This is a genomic window from Methylosinus trichosporium OB3b, from assembly GCF_002752655.1.
GTDB classification, from domain to species: domain Bacteria; phylum Pseudomonadota; class Alphaproteobacteria; order Rhizobiales; family Beijerinckiaceae; genus Methylosinus; species Methylosinus trichosporium.
On the sequence record NZ_CP023738.1, the window covers coordinates 82,140 to 102,849 of the forward strand.

General features: G+C 69.6%; 12 protein-coding genes. 8 read left to right on the forward strand and 4 right to left on the reverse strand.

All coding sequences use genetic code 11. From position 1 onward, the window contains the following. The first annotated feature begins 27 nt into the window (after positions 1–27). The 7 genes from CQW49_RS21565 (at position 28) to CQW49_RS21595 (ending at position 15,679) form a co-directional block, all read left to right on the forward strand. The gene (locus tag CQW49_RS21565; protein WP_065083646.1) at positions 28–10,935 is read left to right on the forward strand and encodes an SDR family NAD(P)-dependent oxidoreductase; all 10,908 of its coding nucleotides are present in this window, start codon (positions 28–30) and stop codon (positions 10,933–10,935) included. Beyond that, complete coding sequence (locus tag CQW49_RS21570) at positions 10,928–12,133, forward strand: beta-ketoacyl synthase N-terminal-like domain-containing protein (protein WP_024750042.1); 1,206 nt, start codon at positions 10,928–10,930, stop codon at positions 12,131–12,133. The genes CQW49_RS21565 and CQW49_RS21570 overlap by 8 nt, the downstream gene beginning before the upstream one ends. Next, on the forward strand, positions 12,130–13,347 hold the full coding sequence (locus CQW49_RS21575; RefSeq protein WP_003614668.1) for a hydroxymethylglutaryl-CoA synthase family protein: 1,218 nt from the start codon (positions 12,130–12,132) through the stop codon (positions 13,345–13,347). Before CQW49_RS21570 ends, CQW49_RS21575 begins: the two co-directional genes overlap by 4 nt. Beyond that, on the forward strand, positions 13,344–14,117 hold the full coding sequence (locus CQW49_RS21580) for an enoyl-CoA hydratase/isomerase family protein (protein WP_003614670.1): 774 nt from the start codon (positions 13,344–13,346) through the stop codon (positions 14,115–14,117). The genes CQW49_RS21575 and CQW49_RS21580 overlap by 4 nt, the downstream gene beginning before the upstream one ends. Beyond that, entirely contained in the window at positions 14,105–14,851 is a 747-nt protein-coding gene (locus tag CQW49_RS21585) for a polyketide synthase (RefSeq protein ID WP_003614677.1), read from the forward strand. The genes CQW49_RS21580 and CQW49_RS21585 overlap by 13 nt, the downstream gene beginning before the upstream one ends. 153 nt (positions 14,852–15,004) lie before the next feature. After that, positions 15,005–15,259, forward strand: a complete 255-nt coding sequence (locus tag CQW49_RS21590) for a type II toxin-antitoxin system Phd/YefM family antitoxin (protein WP_003614678.1) — start codon at positions 15,005–15,007, stop codon at positions 15,257–15,259. 3 nt (positions 15,260–15,262) lie between these two features. Beyond that, positions 15,263–15,679 (forward strand): type II toxin-antitoxin system VapC family toxin, encoded by a 417-nt coding sequence (locus tag CQW49_RS21595; protein WP_003614679.1) that lies wholly within the window; start codon positions 15,263–15,265, stop codon positions 15,677–15,679. Positions 15,680–15,719: 40 nt separating this feature from the next. Here CQW49_RS21595 and CQW49_RS24830 read toward each other — a convergent pair whose 3' ends face one another. Then, complete coding sequence (locus CQW49_RS24830; RefSeq protein ID WP_003614680.1) at positions 15,720–17,054, reverse strand: cytochrome P450; 1,335 nt, start codon at positions 17,052–17,054, stop codon at positions 15,720–15,722. A gap of 90 nt (positions 17,055–17,144) precedes the next feature. On the opposite strand from CQW49_RS24830, the gene CQW49_RS24835 reads away from it, so the two are divergent. After that, the gene (locus CQW49_RS24835) at positions 17,145–18,023 is read left to right on the forward strand and encodes a class I SAM-dependent methyltransferase (RefSeq protein WP_003614681.1); all 879 of its coding nucleotides are present in this window, start codon (positions 17,145–17,147) and stop codon (positions 18,021–18,023) included. Positions 18,024–18,143: 120 nt separating this feature from the next. Here CQW49_RS24835 and CQW49_RS21610 read toward each other — a convergent pair whose 3' ends face one another. From CQW49_RS21610 to CQW49_RS21620, 3 genes are all read right to left on the reverse strand, one after another. Continuing rightward, positions 18,144–19,520, reverse strand: coding sequence for a PfaD family polyunsaturated fatty acid/polyketide biosynthesis protein (locus CQW49_RS21610; RefSeq protein WP_003614682.1), 1,377 nt, complete (start codon positions 19,518–19,520; stop codon positions 18,144–18,146). Positions 19,521–19,729: 209 nt separating this feature from the next. Next, positions 19,730–20,047 carry a DUF6200 domain-containing protein gene (locus CQW49_RS21615; protein ID WP_003614683.1) on the reverse strand — a complete coding sequence of 106 codons (318 nt, stop codon included), beginning with the start codon at positions 20,045–20,047 and terminating at the stop codon, positions 19,730–19,732. 144 nt (positions 20,048–20,191) lie between these two features. Then, positions 20,192–20,611 (reverse strand): DUF6312 domain-containing protein, encoded by a 420-nt coding sequence (locus CQW49_RS21620; protein ID WP_003614684.1) that lies wholly within the window; start codon positions 20,609–20,611, stop codon positions 20,192–20,194. Positions 20,612–20,710 lie beyond the last annotated feature (99 nt).

Here is a 20,710-nt window from a genome sequence, read left to right on the forward strand (position 1 = left end):
AGAGTCGCGATGAGCGAGAGAGAACAAATGCGACGGCTCGTCCTGACCCTCGTCGCGGAAGGCGCTCTGCCGCCCGAGGCGGCGATGACTCTCATTCGCCGCATGGGCGAGGCGCCGGCGCCCGCCTCCCGCGCTGTCGCGGTCGTCGGCATGGCGGGGCGCTTCGCCGGCGCCGCCGATCTCGAGGCCTATTGGCGCCTCATCGAGGCGGGCGAGAACAGCCTCGTCGACATGCCGGCGCGGCGCTGGCCGAATGTGAAAGGCGCGCGCCGCAAGGGCGGCTTCCTGCCCGACGAGGATCGTTTCGACCCGCTGTTCTTCCGCATCTCGCCGACCGAGGCGGCGATGATGGATCCGCAGCAGCGCATTTTCCTCGAGACGGCGTTTCACGCGATCGAGGACGCGGGTCTCGCGCCCGCGAGCCTCTCCGGCGCGCGCTGCGGCGTCTTCGTCGGCGCCGGCGCCGGGGATTACGCGCAACGCTTCCGGGACGCCGGGCTGCAATCCAATCCGCTCGGGCTGATGGGCAATGTGGCCTCCATTCTCGCGGCGCGGATCAGCTATTTCCTCGATCTCAAAGGGCCGAGCATCGCGCTCGACACCGCCTGCTCCTCCTCGCTCGTCGCCGTGCATCTCGCTTGCGAGAGCCTCTTCAGCGGCGGCTGCGACATGGCGCTCGCCGGCGGCGTCGCTGTGATCAGCACCGAGCAGTTCATCGACGCCATGCTGGAAGGCGGCATGCTGTCGCCGAGCGATCGTTGCGCCAGCTTCGACGCGCGCGCCGACGGCTTCGTCTGTGGCGAGGGCGTCGGCGCCGTGCTGCTGAAGCGGCTCGACGACGCTTTGCGCGACGGCGATTTCATCCATGGAATCATTCGCGCGACCGGCGTCAATCAGGACGGGCGCACCAATGGCGTCACCGCGCCGAGCGCGCCGGCGCAAGCCATGCTCGAAACGGAGGTCTACGCCCGCGCCGGCGTCGATCCGCGCAGCGTCTCTTATGTCGAGACCCATGGCACCGGCACGCCGCTCGGCGATCCGATCGAGATCGAGGCGCTGACCGCGGCCTTTCGCAAATCCACCGACGCCGCTGGCTTCTGCGCGCTCGGCGCGGTGAAGGCCAATATCGGCCATACGCTGACCGCGGCGGGGATCGCGGGACTCTTGAAGCTGCTGCTGATGCTGCGTCATCGCCGCATTCCGCCGCTCGCGGGATTCGGCGAGGTCAATCCGCGCATCGATCTTCCCGCCAGCCCCTTCTATGCGCCGATCGCGGCGACGGACTGGGTCGCGGACGGCCCGCTTCGCGCCGCCGTCAGCTCCTTCGGCTTCAGCGGCACCAACGCCCATGCGGTGGTGGAGGAAGCGCCGGGGCGCGAGCGCGGCGAGGCGCCGGAGGGGCCATTCTGCTTTCCGCTCTCGGCGCCTTCGCCGGAGGCTCTGCGCCAACGGCTCGCGGATCTTCTCGCGGCGCTGCCGACCGTGGGCGCCCTAGGCGACATCGCCTTTACGCTGTCGGTCGGGCGCGACCATCATCGGCATCGCGTCGCGCTTCTCGCGGGGGACGAGCCGGCGCTGCGCGGGGCGTTGCGGGCGGCGCTCGCGGAGGAGCGGCGCCCCGACGTCTTCCGCGGCGAGGCGCGCGCGGAGGGCGGGGGCGCGCTCGGCGCTCTCGCAGCGCGCATGCTGCGCAGCAATCCCGAGGAAGCGGACGCCGCGACGCTCGCCGAGCTCTATTGCTGCGGCGTCGATCTCGCATGGCGCGATCTGCCCGGCCTCACCGGCTGCCGCCGCATTCCTTTGCCGACCACTCCGTTCGAGCGCGAGGCCTATGGCGTCGCGCTCGGCTCCGCCGACGCCGCTGCGCCAAAGTCGCCAGAGGGGGCGGAACCCTCTCCCTTGGGGAGAGCGCAGCAGCGGAGCGGCCGGGTGAGGGGTTTCCCGCTCGCCGATTTTCACGCGGGGCTCCCCTCATCCGACCCCGCTGCGCGGGGCCACCTTCTCCCTAAGGGAGAAGGAATCGCGCTCGATCGTGTCGGGTCGTCTTCTGATGACGAGGATGGTTTCGCCGATCTTCGCGCGGCGCTCCCGCGCCAGAATGCGCCGGCGCAGCGCGAGGCGGCCGATGCCTTTCGCTCGGTCGAGGCTTTCGGCCGGCGCGCGCTCGCCGCCGCCTATGACGCCATGGGCCTCTTCGCCAAGCCGGCGCATACGCCGGCCGGGCTGCGCAAGGCCCTTGGAGTGGTCGCCGCCAAGCAGCGTCTGCACGAGGCTCTGCTCGATATTCTCCTGCGCGACGGCGCGCTGCGACGCGATGGCGATTTGCTGCGTCCCGACCCCGCCCACAGAACGCCGGACGACCTCGAAGCCGAGAAAGAGCGGATCATCCGCGCGGCGCCGGAGCTGGCGCCGTTTCTGACGCTGCTCGAGACTTGCGTCGCCGCTCTGCCGAAGCTGCTCTCGGGCGCCGTCACCGCGACCGAGGTGCTGTTTCCGGCCGGACGCATGGACCTCGTCGAGCCGATCTATCGCGGCCATCCGCTCGCCGAACATTTCAACCGTCTGCTCGCCGAGGCGGCGGCGACGCTGGTTCGTCCACGGACGGCGCCGCTGCGGCTGCTCGAGATCGGCGCCGGCACCGGCGGCGCCACGGCGGGCGTTGTCGAAGCGCTCCACACGCTCGGCGTGGTCGCGGAATATTCTTACACGGACGTGTCGCTCGGCTTCGTCGAGCACGGGCGCCGGCGCTTTGCCGCGCCAAGCATGCGCTTTTCTGTTTTCGACATCGAGAAAGCGCCGGCCGCGCAGGGTTTTCCACCCGGCTGCTTCGACATCGTCATCGCCTCCAATGTGCTGCATGCGACGCGCGACATCGGCGCGACGCTGGCCCATGTCGCCGAGCTGCTCGCGCCGGGCGGCGTGCTGCTGCTGAACGAGGTGACGGCGCTGCAGGACTTCGCGACGATGACCTTCGGCCTCACGGACGGCTGGTGGGCTTTCGAGGATGCGGAAAAGCGCATCGCCAATGCGCCGCTGCTCGATGTCGCCGGCTGGCGCGCGGCGCTCGCGGCGGCGGGCTTTGCGCACGTCGACGCCTTCGGCCTGCCCGGGGAGGCGCAGGATCGGTTCAGCCAGAGCGTCATCGCCGCGCGTTTATCGTCCAGCGTTCGCGAGGGCGAGCCTAAAGGCTCGCGGTCCGAGCCCGCCCCTGGACCGCTCGCGTCCGACGCCGGCGATCATGTGGAAGAGATCGTGACGCGCGAGGTCGCCGCCGCGTTGAGCCTGTCGCCGGCGCGGATCGACCCACGCGGCCGCTTCATGGACTACGGCGTCGATTCGATTCTCGGCGTGCGCGTCGTGGCCCGGCTGAACGAAGCGTTCGGCCTCGACATGCGGCCGACCGTGCTGTTCGACCATCCGAGCATCCAGGATCTCTCGGCTTATCTGCGCGCGGTTTCGCCCCCTCCCTCACCCTCCGCCGCTTCGCGGGAGAGTGAGGCGGCCGAGATTGCGCGAACTCTCGACGACGGGCCGAATCCGCTCCCTCTCCCGCGGAACGGGGGAGAGTCGGGGAGGGGGCTCGAGCATCATCCTTCACGCGATGAGCGCATCGCCGTCATCGGCCTCTCGGCCCGCTTCGCCGATTGTCCCTCGCTCGAAGCCTTTCACGCGATGCTGCGCGCGGGGCGCAGCGCCATCGCCGATGTGCCGTCCGACCGCTGGCCGGCCGAAGCGGAAAACCTGCCCGAGGCGCTGCGCGAGCAGGCGGCCTTTCTGCTGAAGGGCGGCTTCCTCACCGACGCCGCCGATTTCGATCCGCTGTTTTTCCGCATGTCCGGCAAGGAGGCCGAGCTCACCGACCCGCAGCATCGCGTCTTCCTCATCGAGGCCTGGCGGGCGCTGGAGCACGCGGGCTATGGCGAGCGCGAATTGGACGGGCGCCGCTGCGGCGTCTTCGTCGGCGCCCATGGCGGCGACTACACCCATCGCATGACCGAGGTCGGCGTTCTCCCCGAGGCCTTCGCCTTCATGGGCAACGCCGCCTCGATCCTCGCGGCGCGCATCGCCTATGTGCTCAACCTCAAAGGTCCGTGCCTTGCGGTCGACACCGCCTGCTCCTCGTCGCTGACCGCGATTCATCTCGCCTGCCGCAGCCTCGTCGAAGGCGAGTGCGACATGGCGCTAGCCGGCGGCGTGTTCCTCACCACGACGATGGGCTTCAATGTCGCGGCCGCCAAGGCCGGCATGTTGTCGCCAGTCGGCGCCTGCAAGACTTTCGACGCGGAGGCGGATGGCTTCGTCCCCGGCGAGGGCGCCGGCGTCGTCGTGCTGAAGCCCTACGCGCGCGCGCTCGCCGATGGCGATCATATCGAGGCGGTGATTCTGGCGAGCGCCATCAATCAGGATGGCCGCACCAATGGCATCACCGCGCCGAGCCCGGCGTCGCAAGCGGCGCTGGAGCGCGAGGTCTACGCCAAGGCCGGCGTCTCGCCGCGCGCCATCGGCTATGTGGAGGCGCATGGCACCGGCACGCCGCTCGGCGATCCGATCGAGATCGAGGGGCTGACCAGCGCCTTCCGCGGCTGGACCGCGGACAAGGGTTTTTGCGCCATCGGCTCGGTGAAAACCAATATCGGCCATGCGGCGCATGCCGCCGGCGTCGCCGGCTTTCTGAAGCTGGTTCTGTCGCTGCGCCATCGCGAGCTCTATCCCTCGCTGAATTTCGCGCGCGAAAATCCGCAGCTGCGGCTCGCCGAGACACCCTTCGTGGTGAATACCGCGCTGCGGCCGTGGGAGAGCGAGGGCCCGCGCCTCGGCGCCGTCAGCGCCTTCGGCTTCAGCGGCACGAATGTGCATCTTCTGCTCGCCGAGGCCGAACCGCCTGCGCCCCGGCGCCACGAGGCCGAGCGGCGCCTCGTCGTTCTCTCGGCGCGCACGCCCGCGGCGCTGGCGCGGCGCCGGCGCGATCTGTCCGAATGGCTCGCGTCCGAAGCGCCGGCGCTCGCGGATGTGAGCCGCACGCTCATCGCCGGCCGGGCGCATTTCGAGCATCGCTGGGCGGCGGTGGTCTCGACCATCGGCGAGCTGCGCGCGGCGCTGGAGAATAGTCGTTTCGTCGATGCGACGAGCGGACGCTCCGCCCTGCTCGTCGCGGCGGCGTGGGATTATCTGGGCGGCGGAGAGATTGCGGCGGAGGCGGTTCCGACCGCGGCGCGGCGCATCGCTCTGCCGAGCTATCCTTTCGAGATGCAGCGCTATTGGCTCGACGCACCGGCGCCGGCGGCAACGCAGGCGCAGCCGGTCGGCTATTGGGCGCCGCTGTGGGAGGAGCGCGCCGCGGGCGCCGGCGCGCCGCCGCGCTCGCTCTGGCTGATCGCCGAGCCGACGCGAGCCGCCGACGCGCTGGCGCGCTCGCTCGAGCGCTGTGGACTCGCGGCGCGCCGGCTCGCCCCGGCGGAGGTCGATCGCATCGATGCGAGCGCGCCGCCGCAGGCGATCGTCCTCCTGCTCGACGCCGCTCCGAGCGACACATCGGCGCCGCCCGCCGAGCCCGGCCCGGTGGTCGCGCTGCTCCGGAGCTTCTTCTCCAGCCCGATCCCGCTGCTCGTCGTCCATCGCGGCGGCGCGGGCGAAGAATGCCTCGCCGCGCTGCGCCGCTCGGCGCGTTTCGACGGCGCTGAGGTCGATCTGCGGCTCTTGCGCATCGAGCCGGATGTGTCCGCCGCTTCGCTGGCGAAAGCCATCCTCGCCGAATGCGCGCGCCCCGCCGATGGCGAGACCGAGGCGGCGCTCGAAGCCGGCCGCCGGCTGGCGCGGCGCATGGCGCCGGTCGCGCCACCGGCCACGCCCTACGCGCCGCGGCGCGGCGCGCATATTCTGGTGACCGGCGGCGGCGGCGCGCTCGCGGCCCTGTTCGCGCGCCGGCTCGCAACCGATTGGGGCGTCCGGCTCACATTGCTGGGACGCTCCGCGCCGAGCGACGCTGTGCTTGCTCTGCCCGGCGCGCACTATCGCCGCGCCGATGTGACCGACGAGCGCGGCCTTTCAAACGCCCTCGCGGAGGCGCGCGCCGAATATGGGCCGATCGCGGGCGTGCTGCATCTCGCCGGCGCGCCGGGCGGAGCGCCGCTGCGCAACGCCTCGCACGCGGATTTCTCCGCCTGCCTCGCGCCGAAAACCGTCGGAACCCTGCTGCTCGACCGGCTGCTTGCCGAGGATCCGCTCGATTTCTTCGTGATCTTCTCCTCGCTCGCCGGCGAGCTGGGCGATTTCGGCCAGGGCTCCTACGCCCTCGCCAATTCCTTCTGCGACCGCTTCGCCGCCTGGCGCGACGACGAGCGCCGCAGCGGCGCGCGCCGCGGCGTGACCCGCGCCCTCGGTTGGCCCTTGTGGCGGGAGGGCCGCGGCGTGCTCTCGGCCGAGGGCGAGCGCATCTATCTGGCGAGCGCCGGAATGCCCTATCTCGAGAGCGAGCAGGGCTGGCGCGCGTTTCTCGATGCGCTGGCGCTGCCGCACCCGCAGCTCGCCGTCCTGCCGCTCTCCGCGCAAGCGGCGCAGGCGCTGTTCGCGCCGACCCACCGCGCGCCGCCGCCGGCGCGCGTCCCGGCGCTGCCGCTCTCCCCGGCCGGCGATGCGCGCGAGGCAATTCGGCGACAGCTCACCGCGACGGTCGCCGAGCTGATGAAGATCGACGCGAGCCGCATCGGCGGCGGCGTCGGCCTCGCCGATTACGGCTTCGATTCGATCGCGCTGAAGAACTTCGCGGCGCGCATCGGCGCCGACTATGGCGTCACGCTCAGCCCGGCGGTGTTCTTCTCACGCGGCACGATCGACGCGCTCGCCGATCATCTCGTCGAGACCGAGCCGAAGGCGGTCGCCGCTCGCCATGGCGGCGCGGCGCCCGAGCCCGAGCCCGAGCGCGTTGCGGCCGCGCCCATCGCACCCTCGCGCGCGCCGATCGCGGTGATCGGCATGAGCGGGCGCTTCCCCGGCTCGCCGGATCTCGGCGCCTTCTGGCGCAATCTCGAACAGGGCGTCGATCTCGTCGGCCCGCTTCCCGAGGGCCGGCGGCTCGCGGGCGGCGACGCCGCTCGCATCGTCGGCGGCTTTCTCGAGGAGGTCGATCGCTTCGACGCCGCCTTCTTCAAAATCTCGCCGCGCGAAGCCTCTTTCCTCGATCCGCAGCATCGGCTCGCGATCGAGGAGGTCTGGCGCTGCGCCGAGGATGCGGGCGTTCGGATGAGCGCGCTCGAAGGGCGCTCGGTGGGCGTCTTCTTCGGCCAGCAGGTCAATGAATATGGCGCGCTGGCGCAAAATCGCGATGCGGCGCGGGCGCAGCTGGCGCTCGGCAATATCGCCACCATGCTGCCCAACCGCATCTCTTTTCTCTTCGATCTGCGGGGACCGAGCGAGGCCATCGACACCGCCTGCTCCAGCTCGCTGGTCGCGGTCCACCGGGCCGTGCGCGCGCTGCAGGATGGCGAATGCGAGATGGCTTTCGCCGGCGGCGTCAGCCTCATCCTCTCGGCCGAGGGAATCGTCAGCACCGCAGAGTTGGGCGTCCTCTCGGCGCAGGGCCGTTGCCGCAGCTTCGACGCCGGCGCCGACGGCTATGTGAAGGGCGAGGGCGTCGGCGTCGTCCTGCTGAAGCCGCTCGAGCGGGCGCTGGCCGATAATGATTGCGTTCATGGCGTCATTCTCGGCTCGGCCGAAAATCACGGCGGCCGCGGCCATTCGCTGACCGCGCCCAATGGTACGGCGCAGACCGCGCTCGTCGTCGGCGCGCTGCGGCGGGCGGGCGTCTCCTCCGATACGATCGGCTATGTCGAGGCGCATTGCACCGCGACGGAGCTGGGCGATCCTGTAGAAGTGCTGGCGCTGAAGGACGCCTTTGCGGCGACAGCGGGCGCGGCCTCGCCGCGCTGCGGCCTCGGGACGGTGAAGACCAATATCGGCCATCTGGAGCCGGCCTCCGGCATCGCCGGCCTCATCAAGACATTGCTCGCTCTCGAGCATGGCGTGCTGCCGGCGACGCTGCATTTCGAGCGGCTCAATCCGCTGATCGAGCTGTCGCAGTCTCCCTTCTTCATCGTCGATCGCGCGCAACCCTGGCCGGCGCTGCCCGATGCGCAGGGCGCGGCGCTACCGCGTCGCGCCGGCGTCAGCTCCTTCGGGCTCGGCGGCAGCAATGCGCATGTCGTCCTCGAGGAGGCCGCGCGCGCCGCGCCCACCCCGCAGACCCGCGCCGAGCTGCTGGTCGTCTCGGCGCGCGAGCGCGACGCGCTGGTCGCTTCGCTGCGCCGGCTCGCCGCCGTCGCGGCGCATTGCAGCGTCGCCGATATGGCGCACACGCTCGCCACGGGCCGCGAGGCGATGGATGTGCGCGCCGCGCTGCTGCTGACGCCGGGCGAGGCGCCGGCCGCGGCTCTGGCGGCGGCGGCCGAGGCGGTCGCCGAAGGGCGCGCGCGTGCAAATCTCTGGGTCGGAACCGTGTCGCGCTCGCGCCCCGAGGCGTCGGCGCAGACGGATCGCTTCCTGGCCGATCTCGTCGCCGCCGGGCAGATCGAGCGCATCGCGGCTCTTTGGGTCGGCGGCGCGGCCCTGCCGGCGGGACTGACGCGCGGGCTTCGCATCTTCCTGCCCGGCTATCCTTTCGCCGGCGCGCGCTTCTGGTGCGACCGTTCCCCGGAACGTGCGGCGAAAGCGCCGCCCGGGCCGGCGCCGGCGCCACAGAGCGCGCCGCGCGTGTCGCTGGAGACTGTGCGCGAGATCGTGCTGCGGCAGCTCGCCGCCGCGCTCTATCTCGACGTCGCGCAGATCGACGAGCGCGCGCCGCTCGCCGATCTCGGCCTCGACTCCATCCTCGCCGTCGAGCTGGCCGCCTCGCTCAACAAGCAGCTGGGGACGGATCTCCAGGCGATGCGCCTCTATGATCACGCCGACGTCGCCGGCCTCGCCACGCATCTCCACGCGCTGCTCGCGGAGCCGGGCGCCGATGTCGGCGAGGTTTCGCCCGAATGCGCTTTTCTCATCGAGCGCCTGGAAGCGCTCGGCAAGGGCCGGCCAGCGCCGCGCACGCGGCTCGACGCGCTGTCCGTGACGCCGGCGGAGGCCGAGGCGGTGCTGGATGCAATCGCGACGCGTTTCGGCGCGGCGCTGACGCAGGCCGAGATCGGCCGCTGCATCGATCTTCAGGCGGTCGGCGAGCTGATCGCCGAACGCGGCGCGCCGACTCCCCTTCTCGCCCAGGTTCCGCAGGGAAGGGAGGCGGCCGGCGTGTCGCGATCTTTCGATGAAGCGCGGGGCCACCCCCCTCTCCCGCAAAGTGGGGGAGGGTCGGGGAGGGGGCGCGAGCCGCGCGACGTCCTCGCCATCGTGCGCAATCATCTCGCGCAGGCGCTCTATCTCGAGGAGAATGAGATCGACATTTCCGCGCCCTTCTCCGAGCTGGGACTCGATTCGATCCTCGCGGTGGAGCTGGCCAAGAGCCTCAATGACGCGCTCGGAACGCGGCTTCAGGCGACACGGCTCTACGACCATGCCGATGCGGCGGGCCTCGCGTCCTATCTCGAGGCGGAGCTCGCGCGCGGCGGCGAGGAGGATGCGGCCGAGCCGATCGGCGAGACGCTCGCTTTTCTGATGGAGCGCCTCGCCGAGAGCGGCGCGGGCGCGCTCACGCCGCGCAGCCGCATCGACGAGATCGCGCTCGACGCCGCGCGCGCGCGCGCCGCTCTTAACGCCGTGAACGCGCGGTTCCGATGCGATCTCTCAGAGAGCGATATCGGCCGCTGCGTCGATCTTCGCGATCTCGCGCGCCGCATCGAAGAGCGCGCCGGCGCCGCGCCCGATCCGCTGGTTCTCGTCAGGACCGGCTCGGGGCGGCCGAGCTTCTGGGCGCATGGGGGAACGGGCGATGTGAATTGGGTCGGCGAGCTCGCCCGCGCCCTCCCCGAGGGGGAGCCGATCTATGGTCTCGAAGCCGCCGGGCTCGATGGCGAAACCCGGCCGCTCGACAGCGTCGAGGCGATGGCGGACCATTATCTCGCCGCCATTCGCCGCGCGCAGCCCATGGGGCCCTATCGGCTCGGCGGCTATTCGGCGGGCGGCGCCATCGCTTTCGAGATGGCGCGACGGCTCGTCACGCGCGGCGAGAGCGTCGAGCGTCTCGTGCTGCTCGACGCCAATGCGCCGGGGCGGCCGGCGATCGAGGAGATGCAGGCGGATTTCGGTCCCGGCTATGTCTATGTCGTCGTCGCCAATTGGCTGGGGACGCGCTGGGGCATGCGCACGCCGCTGGCGCTGTCCGATCTGGGCGGGCTCGACAAGAGCGCCATGCTCGATCTCGTCGTCGCGCATCTCTATTCGGCCGCCGAGCCGCCGATCCCGGTCGCCGAGCTGCGACGGCGGCTGGAGACTTTCGACAGCTGCGGCCGCGCCATCGGCGACGCGCTGCGAGCCTATCGGCCGCAGCCGCTGGCGGCGCCGATGGAGGTCGTGCTGTTCGAGTGCCGCGACGGCATGGCCGGCGGCGCCAATCCGCTCGGCCTGCCCGACACCGCCGTCGCGCGCGATTATCGCGACGGCTGGGACGCGCTCTTCGCCTCGCCGATCCGGCGCGTTCCCTTGCCCTGCGATCATTTCGGCGTGCTGCGCGCGGAGCCGCTGCGCCGCATCGGCGAGGCGCTCGCGGCGCCCGACCCCGTGGAATCCGTGGTGCTCGCTCTGCTGCGCGAGGTGCTGCCGGACGTTCCGCCCGCAGCGCTCGCTCTCGATCGCTCGATGAGCGAGCTCGGCGCCAATTCCATGGATCGCGTCGAGGTGGCGACGCGGGCGATGGAGACGCTGCACATCGTCGTTCCCCATGCGGAGCTGACGGGGCTCGCGACCATCGGCGCGCTGATCGACGTGCTGCGGCGGCGGCTCGCGCATGGCTAAGCATGTCGTCGTCACCGGCATGGCCGTGATGGCCGGCGGCGCCGAGGATGTCGCCGGCTTCGAGGCGATTCTCCGCGCGTCGCGGCGGCTCGAGGCCGCGCCGCCCTTCGACTGGGAGCGGGGGCTGGCGCGCCTCGCCTCGCGCTGGCCGGAGCGGGAGGCGCGCGCGCGCCGCGCCGGGCGCACCGGCGGCGCGGCTCTGCGCGCCGCGCTCATCGTCGCCGCGGAGGCGATGGCGCGGGCGGACCCGGACGAGCGGCTCGCCGCGGAGGACCTCGGCGTCCTGATCGCCGGCAGCAATCTGCAACAAGGCGAGGCCTTCGCCGCCTATGAGACTTTTCGCACGCAGCCCGCTTATCTTTCGCCGCGTCATGGCTATCAGTTCCTCGACAGCCATGTGATGACAGCCGTCGCCGAGACGGTCGGCGCGCAGGGACCGGGAGCGACGATCGGCGGCGGCATGGCCAGCGGCAATGTCGCCGTGACCATGGCGCTCGATCTCGTCCGCAGCGGGCGGGTCGCCGCCTGTCTCGTCGTCGGGCCGCCGGCCGATCTCTCGCCCGCCGAATGGCGCGCCTTCGCGACGATGGGCGCGCTGGCGCCGACGCCGGCGGAGAGCCGTCCCTTCGACCGCTCGTCGAGAGGCTTCACGCCGGGATGGGGCTGCGCCGCGCTGCTGATCGAGGCGCGCAAGAGCGCCCGCGGCCGCGAGGCGAACATGCTCGCCGAGATCGCCGGCGCCTGCGCGCTCACCGGCGCCGATCAATCTCCCGCCCCGGATTCCGCGACGGCGCTGCGGGCGATGGCGGGCGCATTGCGCGACGCGAAGCTGGCGCCCGCCGACATTGATTGCATCGGCGCTCATGCGACCGGCGCGCCCGCCGGCGACCTCGCCGAAGCCGAGGCGATCCGCCGCCTGCTCGGCGGGAGGGCCGCGCACGCGCCAGTCAATGCGCTGAAGGCGCTCATCGGGCATTCGCTGCAGTCGTCCGGCCTTCTCGGCCTCGCGGCGCTCATCCTGCAGCTGCGCGGCGGCTTCTTGCATGGAACCGCGGGCCTCGTCGACGTGATCGCCGACGATCTTCTGCTGCCGCGCGAGACTCTGTCCGCCCGGCCGCGCATCGTATTGAGCAACGCCTATGGTTTCGGTACGATCGCGGCCAGCGTGCTGCTGCGCCGAGTGGAGGAGCAATCGTGACGGTCGGCGTCGAGCGCTTCGGTTTCTATGGCGGCGTGGCCTGCGTCGACGTCGGGCGGCTGGCGCAGGCGCGCGGGCTCGATCCGCAGCGCTTCAACAATCTGCTGATGCGGCGCAAGAGCCTGCATCTCCCCTTCGAGGACCCGGTCTCCTTCGCCGTCAATGCGGCCAAGCCGCTCGTCGATGCGCTGACCGCGGCCGAGCGGGAGTCGATCGGCCTCCTCATCGTCGCCAGCGAATCGGGAATCGATTGGGGCAAATCGATCACGAGCTATGTTCATCCTCACCTCGGGCTTAGCCGGCGCTGCCGCATGTTCGAGGTCAAGCAGGCCTGTTTCGGCGGCGCAGCCGCCTTCATGAGCGCGGTCGGCGCCGTGTCGTCGGGGCAGGTTCGCCGCGCGCTCGTCATCGCCACCGATCTCGCGCGCTGCGTGCCGCATTCCTACGCCGAGCCGGCGCAGGGCAGCGCCGCCGTCGCTCTGCTCATCGGGCCGGAGGCCGAGATTCTCGCGCTGGAGCCCGGCGCCAGCGGCTCCTATGGCTATGAGGTGATGGACAGCTGTCGGCCGACCGCCGATATCGAGACTGGCGACGTCGATCTCTCGCTGCTCTCCTATCTCGATTGTCTCGAGCACAGCTTTCTCGCCTATCGCGACAAAGTGGGGCCAATCGATTTCCAGGAGCATTTCGCTTATCTCGCCTGGCACACGCCCTTCGGCGGCATGGTGAAGGGCGGCCACCGCACTTTGATGCGCAAGCTGAAGCCGGGTCCGCCGGCGGCGATCGAAGCGGATTTCGAGAAGCGCCTGCGTCCGTCGCTGACCTTCTGCCAGGAGGTCGGCAATATCTATTCGGGGACCATGTTCCTCGCGCTCGCCGGCGTCCTGGCGCGCGGCGATTTTGCGCAGCCGCGCCGCATCGGCCTCTTCGCTTATGGCTCGGGCTGCTGCTCGGAATTCTTCAGCGGCATGGCGACGAAGGTCGGCGCAGCGCGGATCGAAGCGCTGGATATAGACGGCGCGCTCGCCGGGCGCCTCGAGATGAGCATCGCCGATTACGACCTGCTGCTCACCCGCTCGGTCAATTCCTATGTCGGTCAGCGCGACATGACGATCGATCCCGGTCCGTTCGAGCCGCTGCTGCGCAGCCGTCTCGCCGGCCGCCTCGTGCTCGACTCCATCGCCGGCTATCAGCGCCGGTATCGCTGGGCATGAGCGGCTTCGAGACGTTGCGCGTCACGCGCAGGGAGCCGGCGCTCGAAGTGGCGCTGAACCGTCCGGCGCGCGCCAATGCGCTCACCAGAGAGATGATCGCCGAGCTGCACCGCGCGCTCGATGCGGCCGAGGCCGATCCGGCGATCCGCGTCGTCTTTCTCTCGGGCGAGGGAGCCGCCTTCTGCGCGGGAATGGATTTCGTCGAGGCGGCGTCCTGCGGCGGCGACGAAGCGAGCCTGAAGCAGACGGTCGACTCCTTTTATTCCTTGCTCGAGCGCTTCACCGCCTGCTCCGTGCTGATCTGCGCCTCCATCACGGGCCGCGTCACCGCCGGCGGCGTCGGGCTGATCGCGGCGGCCGATCATGCGGTCGCGGCGCCCGGCGCGACGTTCCAATTGTCCGAAGTGGCGTTCGGCCTGCTGCCGGCGACGATCGCCCCTTTCATCATCCGCCGCTGCGGCCTGCATCCGACCTATCGCCTGGCCCTCGGGGCCGAGCGCATCGACGCCGCTCGGGCGCTGTCGCTCGGCCTCGTCGACGAGATCGCCGAAGCGCCGACGGAGGCGTTGCGCCGCTTTCTGATCCGCGCCGCGCGCGTCGATCCCGATTGCGTGTCGGCGCTGAAGGGCCTGTTTCGCGAATTGTGGATCGTGAATGAGGAGACGCGCCGCGTCACCGCGGAGGCGATCAGCCGGCAAATCCTGCGGCCGCAGACGCAAGAGGCGATCCGCGGCTTTCTCGGCCAATCGAGTCCGCCATGGAAGAAATAGTGCGCCTGCGCAAGCATGGCGCGTCGATCGCCGTGATCGAGATGGCGGATCGCGCCGGACGCAACACTTTCACGCCCGCGCTCGTCGGCGGGCTCGGCGTGGCGCTGCAGCGCATCGACGCCGACGCCGATGTGAAGGTGGTGGTGATCCACGGCTTCGACGCGATCTTCTGCGCCGGGGGAACGCTCGAGGAGCTGCTCACCCTCGCCGAGCACAAGACGACATTCGACGCGCATGAATTCTATCGCGCGCTGCTCGACTGCAAATGGCCGGTGGTGGCGGCGATGCAGGGACATGCGCTCGGCGGCGGCCTCGTCTTCGGCCTCTACGCCGATCTCGTGGTGCTGTCGCAGGAATCGATCTATGCGGCCAATTTCATGAAATACGGCTTCACGCCGGGCATGGGGGCGACGCTCGTACTGCCCATGAAGCTCGGCGCCGGCCTCGCGGCCGAGATGATGTTCTCGGCAAAGGGTTTTCATGGCGGCGCGCTGCGCGAGCGCGGCGTCGGCTTTCCGATCACGCCGCGGGCCGAGACCATTCCCGCCGCCTTGAAGCTCGCGGAGGAGCTGGCCGAGAAGCCGGCGGGCGCGCTGCGCATGTTGAAGCAGGCGCTCAATCGCCCGCTCATCGCCGCTCTGCCCGAGGCCGTCGCACAGGAGAAGGCGATGCATGAGGCGAGCTTCGCCGAGCCCGATATTGCGGCGCGCATCGCCAGCCGGTTCGGGCGGTAGGGGAATGACAGCTCCCTTATCCGCCGAGCCGGCCTTCGCCGCCCAGGTTTGGCTATGAGACCGTGCACGCCGAACTGGGGCGCTCGTTTTGCGGGTTGAAATGTCTTCGACACTGCATCAAACTAGTCCGCTGACCAGTTTGGGAGCGCCGCCATGAAATCCTGGCCCGTGCAGGAAGCCAAAGCCCGCTTTTCCGAGCTCTTGAACGCCTGCGAGCGGGAGGGGCCGCAAATCGTCACACGGCGCGGCGCGGAAACCGCCGTGCTCCTTCCGGTCGACGAATGGCGCCGGTTGACCGCCTCCCGGCCCAGTCTCAAAGCTCTCCTGCTCGCGCCGCAAGCGCGTAGCGACGACCTGCCGCTCCCGAAACGGGGGAAAGGAAAACATCGGACGTCGCCGGATTTCTGATCGATGTATCTTCTCGACACCAATGTCGTCTCGGAGCTGCGGCGGGCCAAGCCCCACGGCGCGGTCCTCTCTTGGCTCCAATCCGTCCCCGATTCCAGCTTGCGCCTCTCCGCTCTCACGCTCGGCGAAATCCAGGCGGGCGTCGAGAAGCTGCGCTCACGCAATCGCGAAAAAGCCGAGGAGATCGAAAATTGGGCGGATCAGATCGAGCAGACATTCGCGGTCGTCCCCGTCGACGCCAGGATTTTCCGCCTTCACGCCCGCTGGATGCACGCCCGGCCGGATCACTGCTATGAAGACGCGTTGATCGCCGCCACGGCGAAAATCCACGACCTCGTCGTCGTCACCCGAAACGCCAAGGATTTCGCCTGCTACGACATTGCCTTGCTCGATCCCTTCACCTTCTCGGGCGGAAAATGAATCCCTCGTCCGACCTGGTCGAGCGCGATTCCTCTCACTGTCAGCGCGGCCCGTCATAGCGCAGGCGCACGCCGGTCGCGGGAGTCATCATGCCGCCCATGCGGCGCGGCTTCATCTCGCCGTCGTCGAGCAGAGTGAAGCGCGCGCGCGTCAACAGAGCCGCCAGCACGATCTTCAACTCGAACACCGCGTAATGCGAGCCCGGGCACATGCGCTCGCCGCCGCCGAATGGCATATATTCATGGGTCGCGAAGCGCCGCTCGAGGAAGCGCTCCGGCCGGAAGCTCTCGGCGTCGGGATAGAGATCGGGCTCATAATGCAGCACCGCCGATGTGGCGGCGATATTGGTTCCGGCCGGCAGCTCATAGCCGCCGAGCTCCATCGGCTGCGCCAGCACGCGGTTGATGTCGGTGACGACCGGCCACAGCCGCAACGTCTCCTTCACCACCGCGTCGAGAAAAGGCAGGCGCGTGTAGTCGAGCGGATCGGCGTCGGGGCCGAGCGGCGCCAGCTCGTCGATGAGCAGCTCGAGGCGGCGCGGCTCGCGATGCAGCCAATAGAGGCCCCAGCACAGCGAGACGACAGACGTCTCGTGTCCGGCGATCAGCGCGGTGATCATATTGTCGCGAATGGCGACGTCGCTCATCGGGGCGCCGTCATCATAGCGCGCTGCGATGACGCGATCGAGAATGGCGCAATCGCGCGGCGCATCGGCGTTGCGCGCCCGCTCCATCGCCTCTTGCAGCAGCTGCTCGAGACGGCGGCGAGCGATGGCGAAGCGGCGGAACGGCGGCCAGCGGTCGTCGTCGCAGCCGAGCGCGGCGAGCAGCAGAAAGCTCGGCGCGCCGAACCCCTCGCTGAAGGCCCGCACCGCCTCGCGGAAATCTTGCAGGCGCTGCGGCGTGTCGGCGCCGAACATGGTGCGCAGGATCACGTCGAGCGCGATGGTGAGAGCGATGTCGCGGACGACGAAGCTCTCTCCCGGCGCGAGCGGCCGGAAGGCGTCGAGCGCGCAGTCGCGGATCATGCCGCCGAGCGGGCTCAGCGCGTCGCCCTGAAAATGCGGAACGAGCAGGCGGCGGTCGCGGCGCAATTCGCGTCCCGCGAGCCGCGTCGTGCCGGATGTGCCGAGCACGCGCGCCGGGCCGGGCTCGAAATTGACGCCATATTGATCGACGGGGGCGTTGATGATCTGCCGCACCAGCTCCGGCCGCCCGGTGACGACGCAGAGGCGCGCCGTGCGCACGGTGAAGAGGCTCCCATAGCGCCGCGCGACGCTGCGCAGCATCCGATACGGGTCGCGCAGATAGGAGACGGTTTGCAGCAGGCGCAGCGGCGGTCCGGGCGGCAGCCCTCTGATCGGCGTATCCGGCATGAGGTGATCTTTTCGGTGGAATGGCGTGAGCGTGTCATTATAGGGAAGAGCCGGCGCGAAGAGAATCGCCGCGCGTCGAAGGAGGCAGGCATGACGATGATGCGTGACGAGCCGGCGCGGCCCATGAGCGCCTTCGGTCTGCTGGCGCGGCTCATCGCGGCGAAGCGCCGAGACCGCGCCGATCTCTGCTACGAGTTCATGGGCACGCGCAATTGCCCGGCCGAGGATTGCACCTATTTGAACCTCGGCTTCTGGCGCGACACCGACGATTATCGCACCGCCGCGGAGGCATTGGTCGACGTCCTCGGCGACGCCGCCGGCATTGCGGCGGGCCATGTGGTCGTGGACGCCGGCTGCGGTTTCGGCGATCAGGACCTTCGCCTCGCGACGACGCGCGATCCGGCGCGCATCCATGCGATGAATGTCACGCAGGTTCAGCTCGATCACGCGCGCGCGCGCAACGCCGATCCGCGCATCGATTATGTGAAGGGCTCGGCGACGGCGATGCCCTTCGGCGATGGCGCGATCGACAAGGTCGTGTCGCTCGAGGCGGCCTTTCATTTCGACACACGCGCCGATTTCCTGCGCGAATCTTTTCGCGTGCTGCGGCCGGGCGGACGGCTCGCGGTCATCGATCTCGTGCCGCTCGAGCGAAACGGCAGAGTCGAGACGGGCGGGCTGCGCGGCCGGATGGAGCGCTGGGCCTCGCAGACGCCGGAGGCCAATGTCTATGGCATGACCGGCTATCGGGCGCTGCTCGAGCGAATCGGCTTCGTCGATTGCGAGCTGCGGTCGATCGCCGAGCATGTCGTGCCCGGCTATCTCGCCTTCATGCGCAAGCTGCTCGCAGATCCGATCGCGTCGGCGCGGCTGCATCCGCTGATCCGGCAGGGGATGCAGCGCGCGGGAAACCCGTTCGAGAAGTCGGACTATATATTGGTCGCCGCGACGAAGCCGTCGCTGGGGTGACGGAGCCTCTCCGCTCGCGTCGTCATTGCGAGGAGCGAAGCGACGAAGCAATCCAGGGGCCGCCCCACGGCTCTGGATTGCTTCGCGTTGCTCGCAATGACGGCCCCGGCGTTCGTCGGTTCACATCGTCATCGCGACGAGACGCGTGCGAAAGATGTCGCCCGCCTCGCGCATGAGGCGTTCGGCCAAAATATCGACATGGCGGGCGCGCCAGTCCTCGTGATCGGTTCCGCGCAGCCAACGATTGGCGGCGCCCATGGCGGGGCCGCAGTGGATTTGAAAATTGGCGCGTTCTTCCACGCGCCCCTCGATCGCCGAGCGATTCGAGTGAATGAAATACCAGCGGAACACCATCGCCATTTTCTTGCGCGGATCGGCCTCGGCCTCGGCGAGCTCGCGCGGGGCGACGCGCGCATAATGGCGCGCGGTCTCGTCCCACACCGCCGCGACGCTGCGGCCGAAATTGCGCCGCTCGATCTCGGCGAGGGTTTCGGGCGCCAGCGCATCGAGGCTGCGGTGCGTGCGGTAGAGCTCATACAGCCGATTGGCGCGGCCGGGAAACAGCGTCCCGCGCTTCAGCACTTGCACCTTGGCGCCGATCTCGAACATGTCGCCGGCCGGGGCGATGTCGAAATCGGCGAGGTCGGCCGCGGCGAGCATGTCCTTGGCGGCGTCCGAGGTTCCGGCCTCGGGCGTGCATTGATTGATCGAGCCGGTCATGACGAAATCGGCGCCGAGCATGAAGCTCGCGGCGATCGCGTCCGGCGCGCCTATGCCGCCGGCCGCGCCGATGCGAATGCGCTGGCGCAGATTATTGCGCGCGGCTTCCTCGTCGCGCAGCGCGCGGAAATGGGGAACGAGGGTGAGCGCCACGCGGCGATCGGTGTGGCCGCCGGAATCGGCTTCGGCGCAAATGTCGTCCGCGAGCGGGACGAGGGGCGCGAGCCGCGCCTGTGCTTCTGTGACGGCGCCGGAGGCGCGCAGCGCGGCGACCATTTGCATGTCGGGCGGAGCGAGGAACTGACGCGCGACCTCCGGGCGCGACAGCTTGGCGAGGATTCGGTTGCGGATACGCGGAGACCCGTCGAGGCCGCTTTCGAGGCCGGCGAGCCGATAGCGCACGAGCGCCGGCGTCACGCGGATGAAGGCCGACGCCTCGATGGTTCGGACCTCTTCGGCGATCAGTAGGTCGGCCAGCGCCTCTTCTTGTCCTGGGATAATCTGATTGTGCAGGAAATTGACGCCGAATGGCGCGTCCGGCCCGACGGCGGAGCGTATGGCGGAGATCGCTGCCGCGATGCGCTCCAAGGTCAGGCCGCCAGCGCCGAAGAAGCTCAGAATGCGCGCGCGCGCGAGCGTCGTCACGAAACGCTCGGAGGCGATTCCCTTGCCCATCGCCCCGGCGACATAGGCCAATCGAACGCGGTGATCGGCGCGAAACGCGGCGTCGCCGAGCCCAATTTCAGGCGACTCGCCCAGCGGAGCGGAATGGATCACTGGAGCCGGCTTGCTTCGAGACGCCGGCCTGAACGCTCGCGGTCCAGGAACCCGCTCGGACCGTGAGCCTTCAGACTCGCTCTTCGCAGGCTTTGAATCGGATGACGCGCGCCGCTTCGATCAGGCGTCGCGCCGCCACGTCGAGCCGTGTGGACGACCGAAGGCGTTCGGCGATACGGCGCGCTCACGCGACCGGCGCCGGGCCGCTCTCAATCCTCGTCGTCGTCTTCATCATCGTCGTCTTCATCGTCATAGTCGAGCAGATCGCGCAGGCTCGGCTCTTCACGGACGACGACCACGACGGTCTGCGTCGCGCCGGAGCCGATCACTCCCTCTTCGCGCAGGCCGAGGATCGCATCCTCCACCTTATCCATCAGCTTTCCTTCGCCCTTGCGCAGGCGCTTGACGGCGCGCCGTCCATGCTCGCCGATGTCGATGATGCACATTTCGGACACCGGGCTCGCCTCCGCCGTCTTGGCGCTCGACCCGTTATCGACCTTCCGCTCCATTGTCGCTGCCGCGGCCATTCTCGGCTCTCCTCGGTGACGCGAGCGGTGGAGTGTCGCAACGGACCTCGGCCGCTTCTACGTAAAGCACTGCCCATTCGCATCGCAGCTTCGCTGCGCAGATCTGCACTTCGACCCGCCGGTCCGAACTCTTTCGGCCGGCGCTCAATCGTCGAGACGATAGAGCTTCAGGAGCCGCTTCGGCTTCGAGTCCTTGACCGCGCGAAAAACGTTGCGCGGCATGTCCCGCAGCCAGCCGTCGCGGCGCTTCTCGTTCGATCGCTGATGACGATCGAGATAATTCTCGGCGACGCGCGCCTGCAGCTCGACGAGCGCGCGAATGCCCCGCTCGGACGGTCGCAGATGGCGGGACTGTTTCTTGGTCTTGCGCTCTTCGCCATAGGCTTCGCGCGAGACCACGCGCCCGGCGCCGTCGCGCCGAATGACGGTCACGCGCTTGATCGGGAGCTCCTCGTCTTCCGACCGCGAGCTGTAGATCACCTGCTCGCGACTGCCCCGCCCGGCCCCGGCGCCGGACTTCACGACGGTGATGCGCTTGATGTCGCGGTCCAACTTCAAAGTCATGGAAACGAGCCTCCTTCGAGCGAAGCAATAGGAACTATAGCCGCCGTAAGCTCGGCTTTCAACGACAGCGGAGCCGTCTCGCCGATTTTTTTACGAGGC

What these genes read in the sequence shown, in the direction of transcription:
- CQW49_RS24830 (WP_003614680.1), bottom strand. Translation starts at nt 17,054, where the DNA reads ATGCCGGATACGCCGATCAGAGGGCTGCCGCCCGGACCGCCGCTGCGC.
- CQW49_RS21580 (WP_003614670.1), top strand. Translation starts at nt 13,344, where the DNA reads ATGAGCGGCTTCGAGACGTTGCGCGTCACGCGCAGGGAGCCGGCGCTC.
- CQW49_RS21620 (WP_003614684.1), bottom strand. Translation starts at nt 20,611, where the DNA reads ATGACTTTGAAGTTGGACCGCGACATCAAGCGCATCACCGTCGTGAAG.
- CQW49_RS21590 (WP_003614678.1), top strand. Translation starts at nt 15,005, where the DNA reads ATGAAATCCTGGCCCGTGCAGGAAGCCAAAGCCCGCTTTTCCGAGCTC.
- CQW49_RS21615 (WP_003614683.1), bottom strand. Translation starts at nt 20,047, where the DNA reads ATGGCCGCGGCAGCGACAATGGAGCGGAAGGTCGATAACGGGTCGAGC.
- CQW49_RS24835 (WP_003614681.1), top strand. Translation starts at nt 17,145, where the DNA reads ATGACGATGATGCGTGACGAGCCGGCGCGGCCCATGAGCGCCTTCGGT.
- CQW49_RS21570 (WP_024750042.1), top strand. Translation starts at nt 10,928, where the DNA reads ATGGCTAAGCATGTCGTCGTCACCGGCATGGCCGTGATGGCCGGCGGC.
- CQW49_RS21565 (WP_065083646.1), top strand. Translation starts at nt 28, where the DNA reads ATGCGACGGCTCGTCCTGACCCTCGTCGCGGAAGGCGCTCTGCCGCCC.
- CQW49_RS21595 (WP_003614679.1), top strand. Translation starts at nt 15,263, where the DNA reads ATGTATCTTCTCGACACCAATGTCGTCTCGGAGCTGCGGCGGGCCAAG.
- CQW49_RS21585 (WP_003614677.1), top strand. Translation starts at nt 14,105, where the DNA reads ATGGAAGAAATAGTGCGCCTGCGCAAGCATGGCGCGTCGATCGCCGTG.